Below are 17,458 nucleotides of genomic sequence, written 5' to 3'. Positions count from 1 at the left end.
AGACGCTCGAATCCGGCTCGTGGGCGCCGGCGGGCGGGGCCCGCAACCCGGCGCTTGCGACGCACACACCCGCGCGGTTGCGCGGGGCGGCCCTACCGAAGAGGCCGCGCAGACAGGGGCGGCGTCCCTACTCGACCACCGGAGGCACGCCCGTTCGCGGATCCTAGATTCCTCGGTAGGCCGCCAGCGCGCCTGCGAGCAAGTCGGCGATCCCAAGGCCCTCGGTGGACTCCGACCGTTCCCGCCGGCTCGCTTCCGGCGGTGTGGGCTGCTCGGTGGGCTGCTCCTTCGGCACGGTGGCGGTGGCGGCTGCTGCTGCGTCGCGCTTCGCGCGCCGCCCAGCCCTTCCGCCGTCAGCGCCGTTCACCGGGCCGGTGCCGTTCGACCCGGTCCGGTTCGACCCGTTGCCGTTGGATCCGTTGCCGTTGGATCCGTTGCCGTTCGATCCGTTGCCGTTCGATCCGTTGCCGTTGGACCCATTGCCGTTGGACCCGTTGCCGTTCGATCCCCCGCTCGACGGCTTCTCGCCACCGCGGTGACGAGTGGAAGCAGCGGTTCCGGCCGGCTTAGGCGATGCCTCTTGATCCTGGGGCGCTATGCGCCGCCTGCGGCCCGGCTCACCGGCCTCGTCGCGCGTTGCCCCGTCCGGCCGCGCACGGTCTGCACCGTGGCGCCCAACGGCTGGCGGCGCGGTGTCGCCGGGCGACGCGGGATCGGGCTCCACGGATTCGCCGGAGAAGGGCCAGCGCGGCGACTCGCCGGCAGCGCCCGTGTCGAGCTCCAGGAAACCGCGGACCCCGCGTTCCTGCATGCTCTCTCGCGCCGCTGCCCGGTACTTCTGCCCGCGCACCTCGGACATGCTGGCTACTCCGTCGGCCCACGAGTCGCGCGCGGAATCGTGACGGCGGGGATCCTCCGCCTTCTCGCGCGCTCGGCCTGCCGTGGCGAGCGGCTGCAGGATCTGTGCTCCCACCGGGCCGTCCGCATCGTGCACCGCCACGCGCAGCTGCGCGCCGGGAAGCTCCTCAGCGGCGACGAAACCGTCGAGCATGCCGGGCAGCGTGCGGTGCATCCAGTCGGTGGCGTCCGCACGGCTCCAGCCCGCCTGTGTGACGATGAGCACGTCGGAGTCGCCGAACCGGGATCGCGCACCCTGAGGGAGCCGTTCGGCCAGCAGTTCGGCGACCGACCGCACCACCGCCGCGGCACGCGGGCCTGCGAAGCGGCGCCCGTCGCGCGCGATGTCGACAACCACCGCGCAGCCGTCGTCGGACGGCGGCCGCTCGCCGATATCAGGGGGCCCGCTGACCCCGATGCCGCTGAGCGCCCGGTCGAGCTCGGCGAGCGCAGACTGCAGCCAGCCGTCGGACTCGTCGGAGTCGCCGGACGACGTCGCGGCCACGACGGGCTCCGGCTCCGGGCGATCCGCGCCGAGCCCCTCGGAGCCCGGAGACCACGGTTCGACGACCGGCGGCTCCTCCTCATTGCGCCGCCGGGCACCGGAGCGCGCACCGCGGGACCGGCCACCCTCGCCGCCCTCGTCGAGGGTCCCCGACCGGCCGTGCCGCCCGCGCGCGGTGCGCTCGCCGGTCCTTTCGGCGCGCTCGTCGTCGCCGTCACCCGAACGGCGCCGTGACCGGCCGGACCGCTCCCGCTCTCCGGAGTCGCCGTCGCGATGCCGGGCAAGCTCGGAGTGTCGCGGCGGAGTCGGCGTCGCGTCGTCGCGCTCCTCACGGGCACGGCGCGACCGTCTGCGATCGGTGTCGGAGAACCGGCCTCGCCGACGCGCCGAGGCGTCTTCGCCGCCCGCACGTTCCCCGTCGAGGGTCGGCACCCAGCCCGACGACGCGTCCGGTTCGACGGAGCGGTGCGCCTCCGCCTCGATGGACTTGCCGTTGCGTGGCGCCGAACCGTTCCCGGAGGGGTCGACCGATCCAGAGCGCAGGCCCTCGATGAGCAGATCGCCGATCGGCGAGTCGCCTGCCGAACCGGTCCACGGGACGGCGTCCCAGGCGTCCGGCCGCGCCTCGGCGGCGGCCGGCTCGGCCTCCGCGGGCGACGGCTCCTCCAGCAGCCGCTCGAACCGCGACTTCCCACGCTCCGGGCGCTCCTCCCGGTTCACCCTGAGCTTCCGATCGCCTCGCGTGATCGCAGGCAACACGGTGGTTGCCTCCGTGCTGGTCTGCTCCTCGTCACGAGCGGCGGCGGAGGCCGGAGCCCGTTCCCTGCGCCGTTTCGGCTGCTCGGGCTCGGCCGGCAGCTCGGCCAGCTCGGCCAGCGCGGCGAGGAAGCGACGGGACCGGGCACGATCGCGGCGCTCCGCCCCTACCGCGAGCTGCAGCGCCTCCAGCGCGGTGTCGAGCTGCTCCGCCTGCTCGTGCAACGCTCCGAGCGCCGTGCGGCAGACCGCTTCGAGATCTGGCACATCGCTCCCGGCGGCGTCCTCGGCCGCCTGTGCAAGCAGCTCCACGGTGTCAGCACCGTCGTCCTGAGCCGCGAGGGCCCGGGTGACCGTGAGCCGCAGGAGCGCCAGCTGCCGGGTGGGACGGCCCTGCTCGGACAGCCGGGGCAGCAGCGCCGCGCAGCCCTCGCGCGCCTCGGTGACCTGTCCAGCGTCCAGCAGTGCGGAGATCCACTCCGCCGCCAGGGCAGCCGCCAGGTGGCCCGACGGGGTGCCCGAGCCCACGCGCGCACGGTCCAGCCGGGCGAGCCCTTCGGCCGCGTGGTCGACGGCGACCGCCGGCCGCCCGGCCCGACGCTCCACGACCGCCCTGACGAGCGCCACCGAGGCGCCACCGAGCTGCGCCGACGCACCGCCGACCGTGGTCCACGCGGCGTCGGCGGCGTCGAGCGCGGATGACACCTCGTCAGGTGCGTCCTCGACGGCGCAGCGCGCGTGGGCGCAGAGGAGGTCGGCCGTCAGCTCGGGGTCACTGTCGTCCGCCTGCACCCCGGCGAGGAGCCGGCGGGCGGACTCGACCTCCCCGGCGCCCGCCGCGACCATCGCCAGCTCGATGCGGAGCCGGTGGGCCGCGGCGCCCGTGAGCGCGTCACTGCCCCACCGCCCCACGGCCGCGAGCACACCACAAGCCGGCTCGCGGCCGTCGCCGGTGGCGGCCCGTGCATGCACGGCCCATCCGGCCGCCGCCAGCCAACGATCCTGCTGGCCGGTGGCAGACGCCTCCTCGAGCACGTGGTCGGCCAGCTCGGCCGTGAGATCGGGCCGGGCCCACCGCAGTGCCGCAGCCGCCTTGACGAGGTCTGCGTCCACCCGTGGTACCGCTCCGATCCCTTTGCCTTCGGCACGCGTCGACCGCACGTGACCTCCTGAAGTGCCGGGATCCACCTCCCGGGCCGGTAGAGATCACCAGCCAGGGGGATGCATAGCTCTCAGTCGCGGGTCAGCTTACGGTGCGTCACTCGGTGCGGTCGCGCGGCCTCCGCACCCATACGTTCGATCTTGTTCCGCTCGTATGCCTCGAAGTTGCCCTCGAACCAGAACCACGAGGCCGGGGTCTCGTCCGTGCCCTCCCACGCCAGGATGTGCGTGACGACGCGGTCGAGGAACCAGCGGTCGTGCGAGATCACCACCGCGCACCCGGGGAACTGCTCCAGGGCGTTCTCCAGCGAACCGAGCGTCTCGACGTCGAGGTCGTTGGTCGGCTCGTCCAGCAGGATCAGGTTGCCGCCCAGCTTGAGCGTCATCGCCAGGTTCAGGCGGTTGCGCTCGCCACCGGAGAGCACCCCCGCCGGCTTCTGCTGGTCGGCCCCCTTGAACCCGAACGCCGCGACGTAGGCGCGCGAAGGCATCTCGACGTTGCCGACCTTGATGTGGTCGAGCCCGTCGGAGACGACCTCCCACACCGTCTTCTTCGGGTCGATCCCGGCCCGGTTCTGGTCGACGTAGGACAGCCGGACGGTATCGCCGACCCGGACGGTGCCGGAGTCCGGCTCCTCCAGCCCGACGATCGTCTTGAACAGCGTGGTCTTGCCCACACCGTTCGGGCCGATCACCCCGACGATGCCGTTGCGCGGGAGCGAGAACGACAGGTCCTTGATCAGGACGCGGCCGTCGAAGCCCTTGTCGAGGTGGTCGACCTCGACGACGATGGTGCCCAGTCGCGGGCCCGGCGGGATCTGGATCTCCTCGAAGTCAAGCTTGCGGTACTGCGCGGCCTCGGCCGCCATCTCCTCGTAGCGCTGGAGCCGCGCCCGGCTCTTCGCCTGGCGCGCCTTCGCCCCGGACCGAACCCATGCGAGCTCGGAGACCAGCCGCTTCTGCAGCTTGGCGTCCTTGCGACCCTGGACCGCGAGACGCTCGGCCTTCTTCTCCAGGTAGGTGGAGTAGTTGCCCTCGTAGCCGATGGCCCGGCCGCGGTCGAGCTCCATGATCCACTCGGCGACGTTGTCGAGGAAGTACCGGTCGTGGGTGACCGCGAGGATCGCACCGGCGTAGCTCGCCAGGTGCTGCTCCAGCCACAGCACGCTCTCGGCGTCGAGGTGGTTGGTCGGCTCGTCGAGCAGCAGCAGGTCCGGCTTGCTCAGCAGCAGCTTGCACAGCGCCACCCGCCGTCGCTCACCACCGGAAAGCTGGGTGACCGGGGCGTCCGGCGGGGGGCACCGCAGCGCGTCCATCGCCTGTTCGAGCTGGGAGTCGAGCTCCCATGCATCGTTGTGGTCCAGGATCTCCTGGAGCCGGCCCATCTCGTCCATCAGCTCGTCGGAGTAGTCCGTGGCCATCTGCTCGGCGATCGCGTTGTAGCGATCGAGCTGCTGCTTGATCTCGCCGAGGCCCTCCTCCACGTTGCCGAGGACCGTCTTCTCCTCGTTCAGCGGCGGCTCCTGCTGGAGGATGCCGACCGTGGCGCCAGGGGCCAGGATCGCGTCGCCGTTGTTCGGCTGCTCGAGGCCGGCCATGATCTTGAGCACGGTCGACTTCCCGGCGCCGTTGGGCCCGACGACGCCGATCTTCGCTCCGGGCAGGAAGTTCAGAGTGACGTTGTCGAGAATGACCTTGTCGCCATGGGCCTTGCGGACCCTTTGCATGCTGTAGATGAACTCCGCCACGTGACGATGGTAGTTCCGGCCGGTCACGCACCGACGGCCCCCTCACCGGCCAGCACGCGCACCCCGCGATCACCGTCCTCTCGTGCGGGTCCACCGCCGGCCGTTTGGGACCGCTCGCCCGGCGGCACCGCGGCTGCGCCCGACGGCCCCTCCGTGCCCGGCGGGGCATCGGCCGCCGCCCCTCTCGTGCGCGTGACAACGGCTGTGGACCACCGAAGATCAGGCCCCACCGCGCCGGCGTTGATCTCCAGTCGGTGCTCGACGCGCCCGTCGCGTTCGAAGCTCTGGTTGACCAGCTTGCCGTGGACGACGACCGGATCCCCGACCCGGAGCGACAGGAGCACGTTCTCCGCAAGCTGCCGCCAGCACGTGACCGTCAGGTAGACCGGCTCCGCCTCGTTCCACTCCGCCGCCACGCGGTTGAAATACCGCTCCGTGCTCGCGATCCTGAACCGCACGCCCACGCCGTTCTTCGACGCCAGCCTCTCCGGCTTCGTGGCAATCCGGCCCGGCACCGTGAGATAGATCGTGCTCATCGTCGCGCTCCTCGCTCGTGTACGTGGCCCGTCGGGGCTGGTGCTTCCGAGCGTGCGCCGTCTGCGACGAGGCCGCGAGACCGATTTGGGAACTGTGGATGACCGAGGTACGAGGTGGACAACTCGGTCTGGCGCGCCTGGTCCTGTCGGTGGACCGTGCGATGATGGGTAAAAACAAAAGTGGGCCCCGCCTACTGGCGGGGCCCACTTTATCAAATTAAATGTCGGCGGCGACCTACTCTCCCACACCCTGGCGAGTGCAGTACCATCGGCGCTGGAGGGCTTAGCTTCCGGGTTCGGGATGGGACCGGGCGTTCCCCCTCCGCCAAAACCACCGACAACACTATCAAATTATAAACCTATAGTGGATGCGATTATGCGCTCAGGGTCGCACAGTGGATGCAAACAACTCGCTGTGAATAAGCCCTCGGCCTATTAGTACCAGTCAACTCCACCCATTGCTGGGCTTCCATCTCTGGCCTATCAACCCAGTGGTCTGCTGGGGGCCTTAACCACGCAAGGTGGTGGGAGACCTCATCTTGGAACGAGCTTCCCGCTTAGATGCCTTCAGCGGTTATCCCTTCCGAACATAGCCAACCAGCCGTGCTCCTGGCGGAACAACTGGCACACCAGAGGTTCGTCCGTCCCGGTCCTCTCGTACTAGGGACAGCCTTCCTCAAGTCTCCTGCGCGCGCGGCGGATAGGGACCGAACTGTCTCACGACGTTCTAAACCCAGCTCGCGTACCGCTTTAATGGGCGAACAGCCCAACCCTTGGGACCTACTCCAGCCCCAGGATGCGACGAGCCGACATCGAGGTGCCAAACCATGCCGTCGATATGGACTCTTGGGCAAGATCAGCCTGTTATCCCCGGGGTACCTTTTATCCGTTGAGCGACACCCCTTCCACCAGGTGGTGCCGGATCACTAGTCCCGACTTTCGTCCCTGCTCGACCTGTCAGTCTCACAGTCAAGCTCCCTTGTGCACTTACACTCAACACCTGATTGCCAACCAGGCTGAGGGAACCTTTGGGCGCCTCCGTTACATTTTGGGAGGCAACCGCCCCAGTTAAACTACCCACCAGGCACTGTCCCTGGACCAGATCATGGCCCGAGGTTGAGACACCCAATTCGACCAGAGTGGTATTTCAACAATGACTCCGCAACCACTGGCGTGGCCACTTCACAGTCTCCCACCTATCCTACACAAGCCGAACCGAGCACCAATACCAAGCTGTAGTAAAGGTCCCGGGGTCTTTCCGTCCTGCCGCGCGTAACGAGCATCTTTACTCGTAGTGCAATTTCGCCGAGTCTGTGGTCGAGACAGCGCCCAAGTCGTTACGCCATTCGTGCAGGTCGGAACTTACCCGACAAGGAATTTCGCTACCTTAGGATGGTTATAGTTACCACCGCCGTTTACTGGCGCTTAAATTCTCCGCTTCGCCCCCGAAGGAGCTAACAGGTCCTCTTAACGTTCCAGCACCGGGCAGGCGTCAGTCCGTATACATCGTCTTGCGACTTCGCACGGACCTGTGTTTTTAGTAAACAGTCGCTTGGGCCTGGTCTCTGCGGCCGGCTGCCCCTAGCCCGCAAAGGGCTTCAGAGCCTCCGGCCCTCCTTCTCCCGAAGTTACGGAGGTATTTTGCCGAGTTCCTTAACCACAGTTCACTCGATCGCCTTGGTATTCTCTACCTGACCACCTGTGTCGGTTTAGGGTACGGGCCGCAACAGCACTCGCTAGAGGCTTTTCTCGGCAGCATGGGATCATCCTACTTCGCCTCAATCGGCTACGCATCACCTCTCACCCTCAATGACATGCGGATTTACCTACATGTCAGGCTACAGGCTTACACCAGGACTACCACCGCCTGGCGGGACTACCCTCCTGCGTCACCCCATCGCTTGCCTACTACCGGATCGGGTCCCACGCTCCCCCAACAAGCCAGCCCGAAGGCCAGCAAGCGGGTTCGGATGGTTAGCATCACCGGCCTCGGCACGGGCGCACTGCCACGGGCACGGGAATATCAACCCGTTATCCATCGACTACGCCTGTCGGCCTCGCCTTAGGTCCCGGCTCACCCTGGGCGGATTAACCTGGCCCAGGAACCCTTGGTCATTCGGCGGCAGAGGTTCTCACTCTGCATTCGCTACTCATGCCTGCATTCTCACTCCCACACCCTCCACCCCTAGGTCACCCCGAGGCTTCACTGGATGCAGGACGCTCCCCTACCCAACACCACGACTACACAACCCCCCGAAAGGGGAAGCGGATCTAATGTGGCATTGCCACGGCTTCGGCGGTGTGCTTGAGCCCCGCTACATTGTCGGCGCAGGACCACTTGACCAGTGAGCTATTACGCACTCTTTAAAGGGTGGCTGCTTCTAAGCCAACCTCCTGGTTGTCTGGGCGATCCCACATCCTTTCCCACTTAGCACACGCTTAGGGGCCTTAGCCGGTGATCTGGGCTGTTTCCCTCTCGACTACGAAGCTTATCCCCCGCAGTCTCACTGCCGCGCTAGAAATACCGGCATTCGGAGTTTGGCTGAGTTCAGTAAGCTTGTCGGCCCCCTAGCCCATCCAGTGCTCTACCTCCGGCATCCACCACGCGACGCTGCACCTAAATGCATTTCGGGGAGAACCAGCTATCACGGAGTTTGATTGGCCTTTCACCCCTACCCACAGCTCATCCCCCAGGTTTTCAACCCTGGTGGGTTCGGGCCTCCACGACGTCTTACCGTCGCTTCACCCTGGCCATGGGTAGATCACTCCGCTTCGGGTCTACACCCCGCGACTACACGCCCTATTCAGACTCGCTTTCGCTACGGCTACCCCACACGGGTTAACCTCGCCACGAAGCATAACTCGCAGGCTCATTCTTCAAAAGGCACGCCATCACTTCGAAAAGCTCTGACGGCTTGTAGGCACACGGTTTCAGGTACTATTTCACTCCCCTCCCGGGGTACTTTTCATCTTTCCCTCACGGTACTAGTCCGCTATCGGTCATCAGGGAGTATTTAGGCTTACCGGGTGGTCCCGGCAGATTCACAGCAAATTCCACGAGCTCGCTGCTACTCGGGAGCAACGCCCACAGCGCGTGCGGAGTTTTCGTGTACGGGGCTCTCACCCACTACGGCGACCCTTTCCAGAGGCCTTCCACTAACACCACACAACACCATCTGGAGCTCGGCAGAACCCCAACGGCGAAATCCCACAACACCCCAGCCGCAACGCCTGCCGGCTTGACACGACCGAGGTTTAGCCTCATCCGCTTTCGCTCGCCACTACTCACGGAATCACGGTTGTTTTCTCTTCCTGTGGGTACTGAGATGTTTCACTTCCCCACGTTCCCTCTCATACCCTATGTATTCAGGCATGAGTGACACCCCATGACGGGTGCCGGGTTTCCCCATTCGGACATCCTCGGATCACAGCTCGGTTGACAGCTCCCCGAGGCCTATCGCGGCCTCCCACGTCCTTCATCGGCTCCTGATGCCTAGACATCCACCATGTGCCCTTAAACACTTATTCACAACAAGATGCTCGCATCCACTATGCAACACTCAACGCACAACCACACCCCAACCCAACTTGACCACCACCACCCCGACAAGCAGAGCGTTAGGCGATCCAGGCCAGGGGCCAGAAGAAACAACCCGCTTCCCGGGTGTCTCCTCAGGACCCAACAGTGTGTCAAGCCATTCGTGTTCATGAACTGAGCTCTATGATCCACCCAGCGCCACACCCCACAATCCAGCAGGTGTGACTTCTTAGAAGAAGGAGAACCAACCCAACGTTCAGGCCGGTCAACCCCACCAACACGGTGGACTCCTTAGAAAGGAGGTGATCCAGCCGCACCTTCCGGTACGGCTACCTTGTTACGACTTCGTCCCAATCGCCGGTCCCACCTTCGACGACTCCCTCCCACAAGGGGTTAGGCCATCGGCTTCGGGTGTTACCAACTTTCATGACGTGACGGGCGGTGTGTACAAGGCCCGGGAACGTATTCACCGCAGCGTTGCTGATCTGCGATTACTAGCGACTCCAACTTCACGGGGTCGAGTTGCAGACCCCGATCCGAACTGAGACTAGCTTTAAGGGATTCGCTCCACCTCGCGGTCTCGCAGCCCTCTGTACTAGCCATTGTAGCATGTGTGAAGCCCTGGACATAAGGGGCATGATGACTTGACGTCATCCCCACCTTCCTCCGAGTTGACCCCGGCAGTCTCCCATGAGTCCCCGGCATTACCCGCTGGCAACATGGAACGAGGGTTGCGCTCGTTGCGGGACTTAACCCAACATCTCACGACACGAGCTGACGACAGCCATGCACCACCTGCACACCAGCCACAAGGGAACGCCTATCTCTAGACGCGTCTAGTGCATGTCAAACCCAGGTAAGGTTCTTCGCGTTGCATCGAATTAATCCACATGCTCCGCCGCTTGTGCGGGCCCCCGTCAATTCCTTTGAGTTTTAGCCTTGCGGCCGTACTCCCCAGGCGGGGCACTTAATGCGTTAGCTGCGGCACAGAGACCGTGGAATGGCCCCCACACCTAGTGCCCACCGTTTACGGCGTGGACTACCAGGGTATCTAATCCTGTTCGCTCCCCACGCTTTCGCTCCTCAGCGTCAGTATCGGCCCAGAGACCCGCCTTCGCCACCGGTGTTCCTCCTGATATCTGCGCATTTCACCGCTACACCAGGAATTCCAGTCTCCCCTGCCGAACTCAAGTGATGCCCGTATCGACCGCACGCTCAGGGTTGAGCCCCAAGTTTTCACGACCGACGTGACACACCGCCTACGAGCTCTTTACGCCCAATAATTCCGGACAACGCTCGCACCCTACGTATTACCGCGGCTGCTGGCACGTAGTTGGCCGGTGCTTCTTCTACCGGTACCGTCAGTCACCCTTCGTCCCGGTCGAAAGAGGTTTACAACCCGAAGGCCGTCATCCCCCACGCGGCGTCGCTGCGTCAGGCTTTCGCCCATTGCGCAATATTCCCCACTGCTGCCTCCCGTAGGAGTCTGGGCCGTATCTCAGTCCCAGTGTGGCCGGTCGCCCTCTCAGGCCGGCTACCCGTCGTCGCCTTGGTAGGCCATCACCCCACCAACAAGCTGATAGGCCGCGGGCCCATCCTCAGCCGAAAAACTTTCCACCCACTGTCATGCAACAGCAGGTCATATCCGGTATTAGACCCAGTTTCCCGGGCTTATCCCAGAGCTGAGGGCAGGTCACCCACGTGTTACTCACCCGTTCGCCGCTCGTGTACCCCCGAAGGGGCCTTACCGCTCGACTTGCATGTGTTAAGCACGCCGCCAGCGTTCGTCCTGAGCCAGGATCAAACTCTCCAACAAAATCTGGCTCTAGCAATTGCACTCCCCAAGGACGGGGCCTTGGCGAAGTGCGAATGTTCAAACTGGCACAAAACCAATTCATGAACAAGCTCGACACACTGTTGAGTTCTCAAGAGACACCCGCACACCATCGTCCGCCGTTAGGCGTCCTTCCGGGGCTGTTCCCCCACTGTACACCTCCCGATCCGAGTGGATCCGGGGGGTCCCTGTGAGGGGGGCGGTCAGCGGGCCCTGTTGACCGAGGCTCTGAGGCCTTCGTTCTGTCCGGTGTCTCGCTGACAACGAGAAAGTTACGCGAGTGCTTCGGGGCCAGTCAAATCGCCCCCCTCGCAACGCGCTGACCAGCCGAAACCGGCCTCCGGACGTCACTCACCGTGCCGGTCAGGGGCACCGCACGCGACGAACGGTCAGTCGTCGCGGGTCTGTCCAGACTGCTCGACAGAGCTGTCCGCATCGCGATGACCTGCGGATACAGCCTCAGAGGAGGCCTCGGAGCGGGCTGCACCCCCGTCGCCATCCGCTGGCGAGGTCTCTTTCGTGTGACCTGGCTCATTGGCGATTTCGTCGCTTTGCGCGACGAGCGGCGGCTCACCCGTCGCCAGGCGGCGGAGCATCGCGTTGTAGGCATCGAGGTCGACATCGCCGTGCAGGTCGGCCTGTCGATCAGCGCGCCGCGCCGACCGTTCGTCCTGGCGCGACCACTGGATGACCAACGCGATCACCACGAGGAGCAGCGGGATCTCGCCGGCGGCCCAGGCGAGACCACCGCCGAGCCGCTGGTCAGCCAGCACGTCGGGCACCCACGGCAGGGCGAGGCTGCGGTAGTAGTCCCCTCCCAGCGCCGTGTTGCCGCTCATGACCGCCACCCCGAAGAACGCGTGGAACGGCACGGACGCGAACACGAGCCCCATCCGGGCAGCGGGTGGCAGCCGTCGCGGTGCGGGGTCGATGCCGACGATCGGCCAGAAGAACAGCGCCCCCACCAGCAGGAAGTGCAGGTTCATGACCTTGTGCGCCCAGTGCTCGGGCAAGGCGGCGGGGAAGAGCCCTGAGAAGTACAGCGCGTAGTAGCTGCCCACGAAGAGCGCCAACGCCACCAGCGGGTGCGTGAGCAGGCGCGCGAGCGGCGAGTGCACGGCCGCCAGCAGCCATTCCCGCGGTCCGGGCGGCCGCGTGCGCCCGGCCGGCGGCAGTGCCCGCAGCGCGAGCGTCACCGGCGCCCCGAGCACCAGCAGGATCGGGACCAGCATCCCGAGGATCATGTGCTGGCCCATGTGGACGCTGAACATCGCGGGCCCGTACCGCCCGAGGCCCGAGCTGGTCGCGACGAGCAGGGCAGCACAACCACTGAGCCATGCCACCGTCCTGCCGGTGACCCACCGGTCGCCGCGGCGGTGCAGCCTGCGCACTCCCAGCAGGTACGCGGCGGCGAGCACGAGCGCGGCGGTCCCGAAGATCAGATCGAACCGCCAGTCGAGAGCGAGCCTCGCGAACGTCGGCGGTCCGGCGAGGTCGTAGCCGATCAGGACCTCGACGCGCGACGGCGGACCAGCGCCGGTGTCCGGGGGCGCGGTCCGGCCGAGCGCGACGGCGAGACCGATCGTCGCGAGCATCAGCAGCACCTCGACCCCGCCGAGACGCATCAGCGCGGCGGGCTCGCCACGCGCGGCCGCAGCCACCGACGATCGTCGGTGCAGCGCCCCCAACAGCCCCAGCCCGAGCAGCGCGCCCGCCTTGACCAGCACCAACGTCCCGTACGTCGACCCGGCCAGCGCGTCGAGCGGGATCCGGACGAGTGCGTTGACCACTCCGGTGGCCGCGACCACGAGCCAGCAGGCCAGCGCCAACCGCGAGTACCGCGGGATCGCGGTGGCCATGGCCTCGAGCCGGTCGGGGCCACGCGCAGCGGCGAGCAGCAGCACGGCGACGAGCCCGCCAACCCACAGCGACGCCGCGAGCACGTGCAGCGCGAGGCTGTCGGAGGCCACGTCGTGGGCGCCGCCGGTGGAGGAGTGCCCGGTGAACGTCACGGGCAGCGGTCCGAGCAGGGAGATGCCGAGGAGTACCGCGGTCCAGCCCCATGTCAGCACCGTGCGACAGCCGACGAGTACGAGCACGGCCACGAGCGCCGTGACCGTCCACGTGACGGCAGGTTCCAGGCGGGGCAGGAGGTCGAGCATCGTGGCGGGGTCGATGAGTTGATCGACGGGGCGTCCGAGCGCATCGGCCATGCTCAGCGGCACCATCAGCGATGCGGCGACGGTCCAGCCTGCCGCCGTCCAGGACGCCGCCCGCAACGCGCGGTAGCCGGCGACGTCCAGGTAGCCCGAGCGCTGCGGGGGCACGAGGAACGCCGCGAGCAGCACGGCCCCGATCGTCAGCACCATGCAGATCTCGGAGACCGCTCTCATCGCGGGCAGCCCGACCACGGTGAGCGTGCCCGGATCCGGCAGCCCGAGCGCCGCCGCGGGCCGGGCCCCGGAGAGTGCTGTGAGGCCTGCCGCGACGAGCACGGCGATCAACACGCCGACGCCGACGAGGCCCGCCACCTCGGCGGCCGGCCGGGTGGACGGCTGTGGTGCGGCGGGCTCGACGGACGCGTGCGCCATGCGACCAGGCTAGTGCGGTCACCGATGCGGCCTCGGTCCGCTCGCGCGCCTGTTCGACGGGGCACTTCGGCCGAGAAGGGGCGCGCGAGCCGGTACGGACCGCACTGCGAGACTGCCGCGCGTGGACACACCGCCCCCTGATGACGTCGCGGGGCGGCTGCTGCGCACCGCCTCCGACCGGCACGGGACCGACCCCCTCACGTGGACCGCGAGCCCGCTCGCCAACGCCAACCGCGTGCTGGACGTCTGCTGCGGCTCCGGCCCGCTGGCCGGCGAGTTCCCGGGGCGGTGGATCGGGGTCGACCGTGCGCCTCGGCCCGGAGCCGAACCGGTCGTCGCCGGTCTCGCCAACGCCCTTCCGTTGTGCGACAACGCGGTCGACGGCGCGATCCTGCTGCTCGCCCTCCCCCGCCTCTCCGACCTCGACGGCGTCTTCGCCGAGCTGCGGCGGGTGCTCCGGCCGACCGGCACGCTGGTCGTCGTGGTGCCGTCGGCGAGCCCGCGCTCGCTCGCGGAGCTACGGACGGCACCGGTGCACCGCACCGGCTGGACCAACCGCTCCGCCCTCGACCAGGCCGGTTGGTTGCTCGCGGCAGCCGACTTCGCGGTGCTGGGCGACGACCGCGGCGCGTTCACCCTCCCGCTGCCCGACGCGGCGACGGCGCGAGCACTGGTCAGCGATCTGTCCCGGGCCGGGTGGTGGCCACCCGACCTGGCAGCCGACGTCCGCGAACGAGTGGCGAGCGGACTCGCAAGGCGAGCAGGCCCCGGTCGCGTGCTCCCCGTCCCCCTGCGCAGGCTCGTGGCCCGGCGCTGAGATCACAGGGTGGAACGCCCGACTCGGGCACACGCAGACCGCGACTCGCGTACATCGAGAGCGCGACTCGCGGGTGCGGGGTCAGGACAGCGCGGCGGCCGAGCCCACGACGACGGGGATGTCGTCCTCTGGTTCGGCGCCTTCCACGAGGTCGGCGACGATGCAGGTGATGTTGTCCGGGCCACCCCCCGCGTTGGCGCGGGCGATGAGCTCCGCGACGGCCGCGGCGGGCTCGGCGAAGCCCGCCAGGATCTCGTGCAGCTGCGCGTCCTCCAGGACGGCGGTGGCCCCGTCGGAGCAGATGAGGTAGCGGTCGTCGGGCCTGCCTTCGACGTGGAACAGGTCAGGCTCGGGGATGCTGCTGTCCTGGAGCGTCTTGACCAGCCACGACCGGCGCGGGTGTGTCGCCGCCTCCGCCTCGGAGATGCGTCCCTCGTCGACGAGGGACTGGACGAGCGTGTGGTCCCGGGTGAGCCGGTGCAGCTGGCCGTCGCGCAGCAGGTAGGCGCGCGAGTCGCCGAGGTGCAGGGCTCCGATCCGGGTGCCGTCGACAAGGAGCGCGACGACGGTCGTGCCCGTGCCCCGCAGGTCCGGGTCCTGCTGGGCGAGCCCGGTGAGGCGGGCCGCCGCGTCGTCGATGGTCTCGCGCAGCGCATCGAGCAGGTCGACGCCGGCGAGGTCGGCTCCGCGCAGCCGCGCGTCCAGATCCAGCAGGGCCGAGATCGCGACGGCGCTCGCGACCTCCCCGTGGGCATGCCCGCCCATCCCGTCCGCAACGGCCAGAATCCGCGGGCTCGTGACGGCCGAGTCCTGGTTGTTCTCCCGGCGACGGCCCACGTCGGAGCCGACCGCCGAGCGCAGCGTCGGTCGCATGGGGCCACCCTCTCATGCTGTGAACCGGCTTCACAACAGCGGGTGGTGTGAACTACCTTCAGCGCCATGACCGCGGATCCGACCGTCAGCACGGGCGACATCGCCCGGCTCGGCCGGGTCGGCCGGGCAGCGGTCAGCAACTGGCGCCGCCGCCACGACGACTTCCCGGCCCCCGTGTCCGGCACCGCGTCCAACCCGCGATTCGCGCTCTCCGAGGTCGAGGACTGGCTGCGGCGCAACGGCAAGCGCTACCGGCTCTCGGCCGCCGACCGGGCATGGCAACGGTTGATCTCCGACGGCGCCGACTTCCTGCTGCCGGAGCGCCTCGCCGTCGCCGGCGCCTACCTGCTCGACCGCCATCACCCCGAACTCGCGCACCTGCTGCCCGGCGACGCTCCGCCGCTGGACGATCCGGCGCTCGCCGCCCTGCTCGACGACATGGCGGCCCGCCGTGGTCCCGCGGGCGCGTACGAGGACCTGTGCGGCCGATACCGCCGTCCGGCGGGCGAGCCACCGGACGCGCTCGCCACGGCCATGGCGCGCATTGCACTGCCCGACGGCGGTAGCGTCCTCGACCCGGCCTGCGCCACCGGAGCGCTGCTGCTCGTCACCGGCGCCGACGGGGCACGTGGGCAGGAGGCCGACCCCGCCACGGCCCGCATCGCGGCCACGCGGTTGCTGCTCGCGGGCTCGCGCACGGAATCGGTCGCGGTCGCGGACGCCCTGCGCCACGACGCCTTCGCCGGCCAGGAGTTCGACGCGGTGGTGTCCGCCCCGCCCGTCGTCGACCGCACATGGCCGCACGACGCGCTGGCCGGCGACGCCCGCTTCGCCCACGGCCTGCCGCCGCGCACGGAGCCCGAACTGGCGTGGGTGCAGCACGGCCTCGCGCACGTGCGGCCGGGAGGGCGCGTCGTGCTGCGACTGCCGGCCGCGGTCGCGGCGCGCCGTCCCGGCCGGCGGATCCGGGCCAACCTCCTGCGCGCCGGCGTCCTGCGAGCGGTACTCACCATCGAGGACGAGACGCGCCCCGCGGACGTCTGGGTGCTGCGCAGGCCGGAGCCCGGCGACCAGGTCCCGTCCCGCGTTCTGCTCGCCCGCGGGCACCCGGAGACGGCGGCGGAGCTGTGGGAGGCGTTCGCGGCCGGGCGGGCCGTCCGCGAGGGGGCGCGGGCCGTTCCGGTCGTCGAGCTGCTCGACGACGAGGTCGACCTCAGCCCGGAACACCACCTGCGCCGTCGCGCGTCCGCCGAGGCCGGGCGCCGGGTGGCCGAGCTGCTCGCCACCGGGCCCGCGGACCTGCCCGTGCTGCGGGTGGTCGACAACGCACGCGACCGCTCGTCGGCCACCGTCGCCGAGCTGGCGCGTCGGGGCATGGTCACCGTCCGGCACGCGCCGCGCGAGACCCCGGCGCCGGAGCCGGACGACGGGGGTGTCGCCGTCCTCACCGTGTCGGACCTCGCCACCGGCACCACCCCCACCGGCCGCACCGCGACGGCGGCGGGCCGGATCCGGGTGCGGGCCGGTGACGTGGTCGGAGCACCGATGGGCCGGGCCCGCGTCGCCGACCGGCCCGCGGTGCTCGGTCCCGCGCTCACCGCCTACCGCATGGACCCCGACCAGCTCGATCCCGAGTACCTGGCCGGAATCCTGCGCTCCACGCCCGCCCCCGGCGGCGTATCGAGCCGGTACGGCCACCGGGTGCGCGTCCCGCTGCTGCCCATCGGCGAGCAGCGCGCGCTCGGCGCGGCGTTCCGCGGCCTGCTCGCCGCCGCCGACGCTGCGCGGGCCGCTGCCGAGCGCGCGGACATCCTGCTGCGGTTGGGCGGCGAAGGGCTCGTGGAGGGCTGGCTGCGACCCGGCTGAGCGTAGGAGCGCCCTGAACAGGACCGTCCGATCCTGCAGCCGGATTGTGATCTCAGGTGTGTCTTGGCGCTGTTGCCGGGTCCCGTTCGCCGGTGGCCGCGCCCATGATCCGCAATATCGGTTGCTCAGGGCTGTGCCGGCAGCCATGGACAACCGCTACTCGCGATCTTCCCATGCATGATCCGGAGTTTCGGGTGCTCATGGTCGTGGGCGCAGCCATGGACAACCGCCAGTTCGGATCATGCCCGCAACCCGTCGAGCGGCCGAGGTGAGTCAGGGCGCGATCGTGTCGATCCATTCGGTCGGTCTGGTCGAGCAGCTGCCGGTGGGCGCGCC

Annotated in this window: 7 protein-coding genes and 3 rRNA genes; 2 read left to right on the top strand and 8 right to left on the bottom strand. The window is 68.4% G+C overall.

Annotated elements, in window-relative coordinates:
- Positions 1-163 precede the first annotated feature (163 nt).
- The 7 genes from K1T35_RS08625 to K1T35_RS08595 all read right to left on the bottom strand — a co-directional run bounded on the left by K1T35_RS08625 (position 164) and on the right by K1T35_RS08595 (position 13,566).
- Positions 164-3,271: a hypothetical protein gene (locus K1T35_RS08625; protein WP_220259636.1), complete on the bottom strand. Its 3,108-nt coding sequence runs from the start codon at positions 3,269-3,271 to the stop codon at positions 164-166.
- 119 nt (positions 3,272-3,390) lie between these two features.
- Positions 3,391-5,067, bottom strand: a complete 1,677-nt coding sequence (gene ettA, locus K1T35_RS08620; protein ID WP_220259635.1) for an energy-dependent translational throttle protein EttA — start codon at positions 5,065-5,067, stop codon at positions 3,391-3,393.
- Positions 5,068-5,090: 23 nt separating this feature from the next.
- The gene (locus tag K1T35_RS08615; RefSeq protein ID WP_220259634.1) at positions 5,091-5,603 is read right to left on the bottom strand and encodes a single-stranded DNA-binding protein; all 513 of its coding nucleotides are present in this window, start codon (positions 5,601-5,603) and stop codon (positions 5,091-5,093) included.
- Between the two features lie 222 nt (positions 5,604-5,825).
- A 5S ribosomal RNA gene (gene rrf, locus K1T35_RS08610) occupies positions 5,826-5,942 on the bottom strand.
- 76 nt (positions 5,943-6,018) lie between these two features.
- Positions 6,019-9,131 (bottom strand): 23S ribosomal RNA (locus K1T35_RS08605).
- A gap of 305 nt (positions 9,132-9,436) precedes the next feature.
- Positions 9,437-10,957, bottom strand: a 16S ribosomal RNA gene (locus K1T35_RS08600).
- The 16S, 23S and 5S rRNA genes sit together here, the layout of an rRNA operon.
- Before the next feature lie 407 nt (positions 10,958-11,364).
- On the bottom strand, positions 11,365-13,566 hold the full coding sequence (locus K1T35_RS08595) for a cytochrome c oxidase assembly protein (protein ID WP_220259633.1): 2,202 nt from the start codon (positions 13,564-13,566) through the stop codon (positions 11,365-11,367).
- Positions 13,567-13,687: 121 nt separating this feature from the next.
- Here K1T35_RS08595 and K1T35_RS08590 point away from each other — a divergent pair, with 121 nt between their 5' ends.
- Positions 13,688-14,383 (top strand): class I SAM-dependent methyltransferase, encoded by a 696-nt coding sequence (locus tag K1T35_RS08590; RefSeq protein WP_220259632.1) that lies wholly within the window; start codon positions 13,688-13,690, stop codon positions 14,381-14,383.
- 81 nt (positions 14,384-14,464) lie between these two features.
- Here K1T35_RS08590 and K1T35_RS08585 read toward each other — a convergent pair whose 3' ends face one another.
- Entirely contained in the window at positions 14,465-15,256 is a 792-nt protein-coding gene (locus K1T35_RS08585) for a PP2C family serine/threonine-protein phosphatase (protein WP_220259631.1), read from the bottom strand.
- Between the two features lie 66 nt (positions 15,257-15,322).
- Here K1T35_RS08585 and K1T35_RS08580 point away from each other — a divergent pair, with 66 nt between their 5' ends.
- Positions 15,323-17,122 (top strand): N-6 DNA methylase, encoded by a 1,800-nt coding sequence (locus K1T35_RS08580; RefSeq protein ID WP_220259630.1) that lies wholly within the window; start codon positions 15,323-15,325, stop codon positions 17,120-17,122.
- The last annotated feature ends 336 nt before the right edge of the window (positions 17,123-17,458 follow it).

The organism is Pseudonocardia sp. DSM 110487, assembly GCF_019468565.1.
In the GTDB taxonomy this organism is placed as follows: Bacteria; Actinomycetota; Actinomycetes; order Mycobacteriales; family Pseudonocardiaceae; genus Pseudonocardia.
This window is presented reverse-complemented; position numbering and strand designations above follow the sequence as displayed.